Here is a 6,797-nt window from a genome sequence, read left to right as displayed (position 1 = left end):
TGTCCGCAGGGCGCCCGACGCCTTCCGGTTCGTCAGCCAGGCCCGGCACACCGGCAAGGTCGCGCTGACCGTTCCGAGGGCGCTGGACGGGGGTGGCACGGTGTTGATCACGGGTGGTACGGGTGGTCTGGGTGCGTTGCTGGCCCGTCATCTGGTGGTGAAGCATGGGGTCCGGCATCTGGTGCTGACGAGTCGTCGTGGTGTGGCGGCGCCGGGTGCGGCGGAGTTGGTGGCGGAGCTGGCCGGGCTGGGTGCGGAGGCGCGGGTGGTGGCGTGTGATGTCGCCGACCGGGCCGCGGTGGAGGAGTTGCTGGCGGAGATCGGGCCGGAGCGTCCGCTGTCGGCCGTGGTGCACGCGGCGGGTGTGCTGGATGACGGTGTGGTGGAGTCGCTGACGCCGGAGCGGGTGGACACGGTGCTGCGTCCGAAGGTGGACGCCGCGCTGCACCTGCACGAGCTGACCCGCGACCTCGACCTCTCCGCCTTCGTGGTGTTCTCCTCGGCCTCCTCCAACTTCGGTGGCGGCGGCCAGGCCAACTACGCCGCGGCCAACGCCTTCCTGGACGCCCTGGCGCACCAGCGCCGCGCACTCGGCCTCCCCGCGGTCTCCCTGGCCTGGGGCATGTGGGAGCAGCGCAGCGAGATGACCGGGGATCTGGGCGAGGCGGACCTCCAGCGCATCGCGCGGGCCGGGCTGAACGCGCTCAGCTCGGAAGAGGGCCTCGCGCTGTTCGACGACGCGCTCAGGACCGATGAGACCGTGCTCGTGCCGACCCATGTGGACCTCGCCGCCCTGCGCGTCCAGGCCCGCACCGGTGAGGTGCCCGCTCTGCTGCGCGGCCTGGTGCGTGTCCCCCGGCGCCGGGTCACGGCACCGGAGACCGCGCGGACCGGCACCGGATCGCTGCGGGACCGCCTCGCCGGTCTCTCCGCGGCCGACCAGTACCGGACCCTGCTGGACCTGGTGCGGGTGCAGGTGGCCACGGTCCTCGGCCACGGCTCACCGGAGGCGGTCGAGCCCGACATGGCCTTCAAGGACATGGGCTTCGACTCCCTGACCACGGTGGAACTGCGCAACCGGCTCAACGCGGAAACCGGGCTGCGGCTGTCGGCCGTGCTGGTCTTCGACCACCCGACCCCCACGGCGCTGGTGGACCACCTGAGGGAGGAACTCCTGCCGGACGGCGGCACGGGGGAGCCCGTGGTCTTCGCCGAGCTGGACAAACTGGAGCCCCTGCTCTCCGAGGTGATGGACGACGGCGAGACCCGCACGAAGGTGGCCGAGCGGCTGAAGGAGCTTCTGGGGAGGCTGGGCGAGGCTTCCGACGACTCCGACTCCACCGCGGAGGTGGCCGAACGGATCGGATCGTCCTCCAACGACGAGCTGTTCGACTTCATCGACAACGAGCTCGGGCTGTCCTGAACCGCTGTCCGGCGACCTCTGACCCTTGACTGCAAAGAAAGTGACGGCAAACCAGTGAGCGAGACAAAGCTCCGCGACTACCTCAACAAGGTGACGACTGATCTGCACCGCACTCGTCTGCGCCTTCGAGAAGTGGAGGCGAAGAACCGGGAGCCGATCGCGATCGTCGCGATGAGCTGCCGCTTCCCCGGCGGGGTCAGCTCTCCGGAGGAGCTGTGGCGCATGGTCGCGGACGGTGCCGACGGGCTCTCGCCGTTCCCGAAGGACCGCGGCTGGCACGAGGAGCTGTACGACCCGGACCCCGACAGCCAGGGCACGAGCTATGTGAACGAGGGCGGGTTCCTGCACGACGCCGCCCTGTTCGACCCCGCGTTCTTCGGGATCTCCCCGCGTGAGGCACTGGCGATGGACCCCCAGCAGCGGCTGCTGCTCGAGGTGTCCTGGGAGGTCCTGGAGCGGGCGGGCATCGACCCGCTGTCCGTCAAGGGCAGCACCGGCGGCGTGTTCATGGGCGCCGCCTTCCAGGGGTACGGTGCGGCCGGCCCCGTCGAGGCCGAAGAGGTCGAAGGCCACCTGATGACGGGGCAGACACCCGCCGTCACCTCGGGCCGGATCTCCTACGTCCTCGGCCTCGAAGGCCCCGCGGTGACGGTGGACACGGCGTGTTCGTCGTCCCTGGTGACACTGCACCTGGCAGCGCAGGCGCTGCGCCAGGGCGAGTGCGACTTCGCTCTGGCCGGCGGCATCACCGTGATGGCCGGCCCCGGAACGTTCACCGAGTTCAGCCGTCAGCGGGGCCTCGCGTCCGACGGCCGCTGCAAGCCCTTCGCGGCGGGCGCGGACGGCACCAACTGGTCCGAGGGCGTCGGCGTGCTGCTCGTGGAGCGGCTGTCCGACGCCCGCCGCCACGGCCACCCCGTGCTCGCGGTGGTGCGCGGCTCCGCGGTGAACCAGGACGGCGCCAGCAACGGCCTCACGGCCCCCAACGGCCCGTCGCAGCGCAGGGTGATCCGTCAGGCCCTCGACAACGCCGGACTCACCCCGGACGAGGTCGACGTGGTAGAGGCGCACGGCACCGGCACCTCACTGGGCGACCCGATCGAGGCGCAGGCGCTGATCGCCTCCTACGGCCAGGACCGGCCGGAGGACCGGCCGCTGTGGCTGGGATCCATCAAGTCCAACATCGGCCACGCGCAGGCGGCGGCGGGTGTCGCGGGGGTCATCAAGATGGTGATGGCCATGCGGCACGGCATCCTGCCCAAGACCCTGCACGTGGACGAGCCGACCCCGCATGTGGACTGGTCGGCGGGGGCCGTGGAACTGCTGACCGAGGCCCGGCCCTGGCCGGAGACCGGCCGGCTCCGCCGGGCGGGCATCTCCTCGTTCGGCATCAGCGGTACCAACGCGCACACCATCATCGAGCAGGCTCCCGAAGCCGAGGAGCCGGAGCCGGCCGGTCCGGAGGCCGGGGCTCCCCGCCCGATCGCCTCCTCCGTCGTGCCGTGGCTGATCTCGGGCAAGGGCGAGAGCGCGCTGCGGGCGCAGGCCGAGCGGCTGTACGCCCGTCTGACGGCCGCTGAGGGCGACGATCCCACGGCGGCGTCCGTCGCGGACATCGGCTACTCCCTGGCGGTGTCCCGATCGGCGTTCGAGCACCGCGCCGCGGTGATCGGCGAGGACCGCGAGAGTCTGCTGCGCGGCCTGCGGGCCGTGGCCCAGGGCGAAGTGGCCCAGGGCGTGGTCAGGGGGCAGGCCGCGAAGGGACGGCGGACGGCCTTCGTGTTCCCCGGGCAGGGGGCGCAGTGGGCGGGTATGGCGGTGGGCCTGCTCGACAGCTCGCCGGTGTTCGCCGAGGCGATCGGTGAGTGTGAGAAGGCCCTGTCGGCGTATGTCGACTGGTCGCTGACCGCGGTGCTGAGGGAGGCCGATGGCGCCCCCGGTCTCGACCGGGTGGACGTGGTGCAGCCGGTGCTGTTCGCGGTGATGGTGTCGCTGGCAAGGCTGTGGCGTTCGGTGGGGGTCGAGCCGGACGCGGTGATGGGCCACAGCCAGGGCGAGATCGCCGCGGCCTGCGTCGCGGGCGCGCTCTCGCTCCAGGACGCGGCGAAGGTGGTGGCGCTGCGGTCCCAGGCCATCGCGGCGGGTCTGGCGGGCCGTGGTGGCATGGTGTCGGTCGGGCTGCCGGTGGACCGGGTCAGGGAGCGCATCGCCGCCTGGGACGGCGCCATCTCGGTCGCGGCGGTCAACGGCCCCGGTTCCGTCGTGGTCTCCGGTGATCCGGGGGCGCTGGACGAGATGGTGGCCAAGCTGGAGGGTGAGGAGGTGCGGGTCCGCCGGGTGCCGGTGGACTACGCGTCGCACTCCGCGCATGTGGAGGCGATCCGCGAGGAGTTGCTGAAGGTTCTGGCGGACATCGCGCCGCGTAGCTCTCGGGTGCCGTTCTACTCCACGGTGACCGGCGAAGTGGTGGACACGGCCGGGCTGGACGCCGAGTACTGGTACCGCAACCTGCGGCAGACCGTTGAGCTGGAGAGCACGACGCGCACGCTGCTGGACGACGGTTACACGGTCTTCGCCGAGGTGAGCCCGCATCCGGTGCTGACGCTGCCGGTGCAGCAGACGGTGGAGGCCGCTGAGGCGCGGGCCGTGGTCGCCGGCACGCTGCGGCGGGACGAGGGCGGGCCCGAGCGGTTCCTGACCTCCGCCGCCGAGCTGCACGCCAGCGGCGTCGGTGTCGACTGGCGGACCGTGTTCGAGGGACATGGCGCCCGCCGGATCGATCTGCCGACCTACGCCTTCCAGCGCCAGCGCTATTGGCTGGACTCCGCGGCGGCCATGGGCGACGTGGGATCGGTGGGCCTCAGGCCGGTGGCGCACCCCCTGCTGAGCGCCGCGGTCTCGCTGGCGGGTGGCGGCGGCGTACTGCTCAGCGGGCGGCTGTCGATCGCCACGCACGCCTGGCTCGCCGACCAGACGGTGCAGGGCGTGCCGCTGGTGCCGGGAACGGCCTTCGCGGAGATGGCCGCACAAGCGGGGGACCAGGTCGGGTGCGGCCGGGTCGACGAGCTGGTGCTGCTGACGCCCTTGGCAATGCCCGAGCGCGGCGGGGTGCAGATCCAGGTCGAGGTGGCGGAGGCCGACGCCTCGGGCCGGCGCGACGTCAGCGTGTACTCACGGATGGAGCCGGCCGGCGACGAGGCCGACCTCGAGCAGCCGTGGGTGCGGCACGCTCACGGTGTGCTCACGCCGCCCGCGGCGGCGGCCTCCTTCGACTTCGCGAAGTGGCCGCCCTCCGGTGCCAAGCCCGTCGAGGTCTCCGGCGGCTACGAGCACGCCGCCGAACACGGGCTGTACTACGGTCCGGCGTACCGCGGTCTGCGGCGTGCCTGGAAGCGCGGTGACGCGGTGTTCGCCGACGTCGAGCTGCCCGAGGACCAGCGCGGCGTCGCGAAGTACTTCGGTCTGCACCCGGCCCTGTTCGACGCGGCCCTCCAGGCGATCGGCGCGAACAACGCGTTGCGCGGCGGCGACGACGCGCCGAGCGCGGGCAATCTGATGCCGTTCTCGTGGCGGGGATTCTCCCTGGAGGCCGTCGGCGCCCAGGCGCTGCGCGTCCGGATCGTCCCGGACGGACGGCAGGCCGTGTCGCTGGCCATGGCCGACACCTCGGGCCGCCCGGTGGCTACCGTCGAGTCCCTCGTGCTCCGGCCCATGCAGGCCGCGACGTTGCAGAACGCGGGCCGGACGGCCGGCGACGGGCCGTTGCGCATGGAGTGGACGGCGGGCGCGGTCAAGCCCGCCGAGGGCGTGGCACCCGGCTGGTGGGCGGTGCTGGTCGACGACTGCCTCGGCGTGGGCGACGCTCTTCAGGCGGCGGGATTCTTCCCCGCCGACGTGTACACCGACCCCACGGCACTGAGCGACACCGTGGCGGCGGGCACGAGCATGCCCGGCATGGTGGTACTGCCGGTGGCTTCGAACGGCCCCGCGGCGGTGGACGAGGTCCACACACGGGTCGGTGAGGTGCTGGAGACCGTGTCGTCGTGGCTGGCGGACGACCGGTTCGCGGGCACCCCGCTGGTGGTGCTGACCCAGGGTGCCGTCGACACCGGCGAGGGGGTACGGGACCTGGCGGCCGCGGCGGTGTGGGGTCTGGTGCGGTCGGCGCAGTCGGAGCACCCGGGACGGCTGGTGCTGGTCGACACGGACGATGTCGAGCGTGCGGTGGGACTTCTCGCGGGAGTGCGGGCTACCCGTGAGGAGCAGGTGGTGGTGCGCTCGGGCGAGGTCCGCGTGCCACGTCTGGCCCGCTCAGCGCCCGCGGATGACGCCCCCGAGACGGAGGTGTTCGGTTCCGGCGCGGTGCTGGTGACGGAGGGCACGGGCGCTCTGGGCGGTCTGGTGGCCCGGCATCTGGTGGCCCGGCACGGTGTCAGGAAACTGGTCCTGCTGTCCCGTCGTGGTGCGGAGACGGACGGCGCCGTCGCGTTGCGGGCCGAACTGGCGGCCGGGGGCGCCGACGTGGTGGTCACCGCCGGTGACGCCGCGGATCGTGAGGCGCTTGCCGCGGTGCTGGCGCAACTGCCCGAGGAGTTCGCGCTGAGCGCCGTGGTGCACGCGGACGAGGTGCTCGATGACGGGCTGTTCGCATCGCTGACCCGCGAGCGGGCGAGCGCGGTGCTGCGGGCGAAGGTGGACGCGGCCTGGAACCTGCATGAGCTGACCGCGCACATGGACCTTTCGGCGTTCGTGCTGTTCTCATCGACCGCGGGTCTGCTCGGCGCGGCCGGGCAGGGCACCTGCGCCGCGGCGCATGTGTTCCTGGACGGCCTCGCGTCGTGGCGTCGCGCTCGAGGACTGCCGGGTGTCTCGCTGGCATGGGGCCCGTGGGCCCAGGACAGCGGCGTGACACAGCGGGAGGAGATCGACAGCTGGCGCTACCAGGTGATGTGGAAGCCGGCCCCGGACCTGGCCGGGGGGCCGTTGTCGGGAACCTGGCCGGTGGTGGTTCCGGCGTCCTGTGCCGGGGACGAGCTGGTCTCGGGCGTTGTCGCCGGGCTCGAGCGGCATGGCGCGGGTGTGGTTCCGGTCGTGGTGGACGAGCGGGACCTCGACGCCGACGTGCTGGCGGAGCGGCTGCGCGAGGTCGCCGGGCAGTCGCCCGAGCTGGGCGGTGTGCTGTCGCTGCTCGCCCTGGACGAGGAACCCTGCCCGGGGCATCCGGCTCTGCCGAGCGGCTACGCGCTGAGCCTGGCGCTGGTGCGGGCCATGGTCGAGGCGAAGATCCCGGCCCGGCTGTGGAGTGCCACCCGGGGGGCCGTCTCGGTGGACGGCTCGGAGCGGCTCACCAACCCGGTACAGGCGATGGTGTCGG

2 protein-coding genes are annotated in these 6,797 nt (G+C 72.7%); both read left to right on the top strand.

All coding sequences use genetic code 11. The annotated features are described in order from the left end of the window. Positions 1-1,423 (top strand): type I polyketide synthase (locus tag AXW62_RS38560; RefSeq protein WP_159061079.1); only part of this gene is annotated, 1,423 nt, incomplete at its 5' end. Between the two features lie 54 nt (positions 1,424-1,477). Next, positions 1,478-6,797, top strand: a 5,320-nt coding sequence (locus AXW62_RS38555) for a type I polyketide synthase (RefSeq protein ID WP_107406403.1), incomplete at its 3' end; no start/stop codon positions are given.

Origin of the sequence: Streptomyces hygroscopicus subsp. hygroscopicus (genome assembly GCF_001553455.1) — a bacterium.
Taxonomy (GTDB): Bacteria; Actinomycetota; Actinomycetes; order Streptomycetales; family Streptomycetaceae; genus Streptomyces; species Streptomyces hygroscopicus.
The sequence above is the reverse complement of the archived record's forward strand: the minus strand, read 5'-3'. Positions and strand labels throughout refer to the sequence as shown.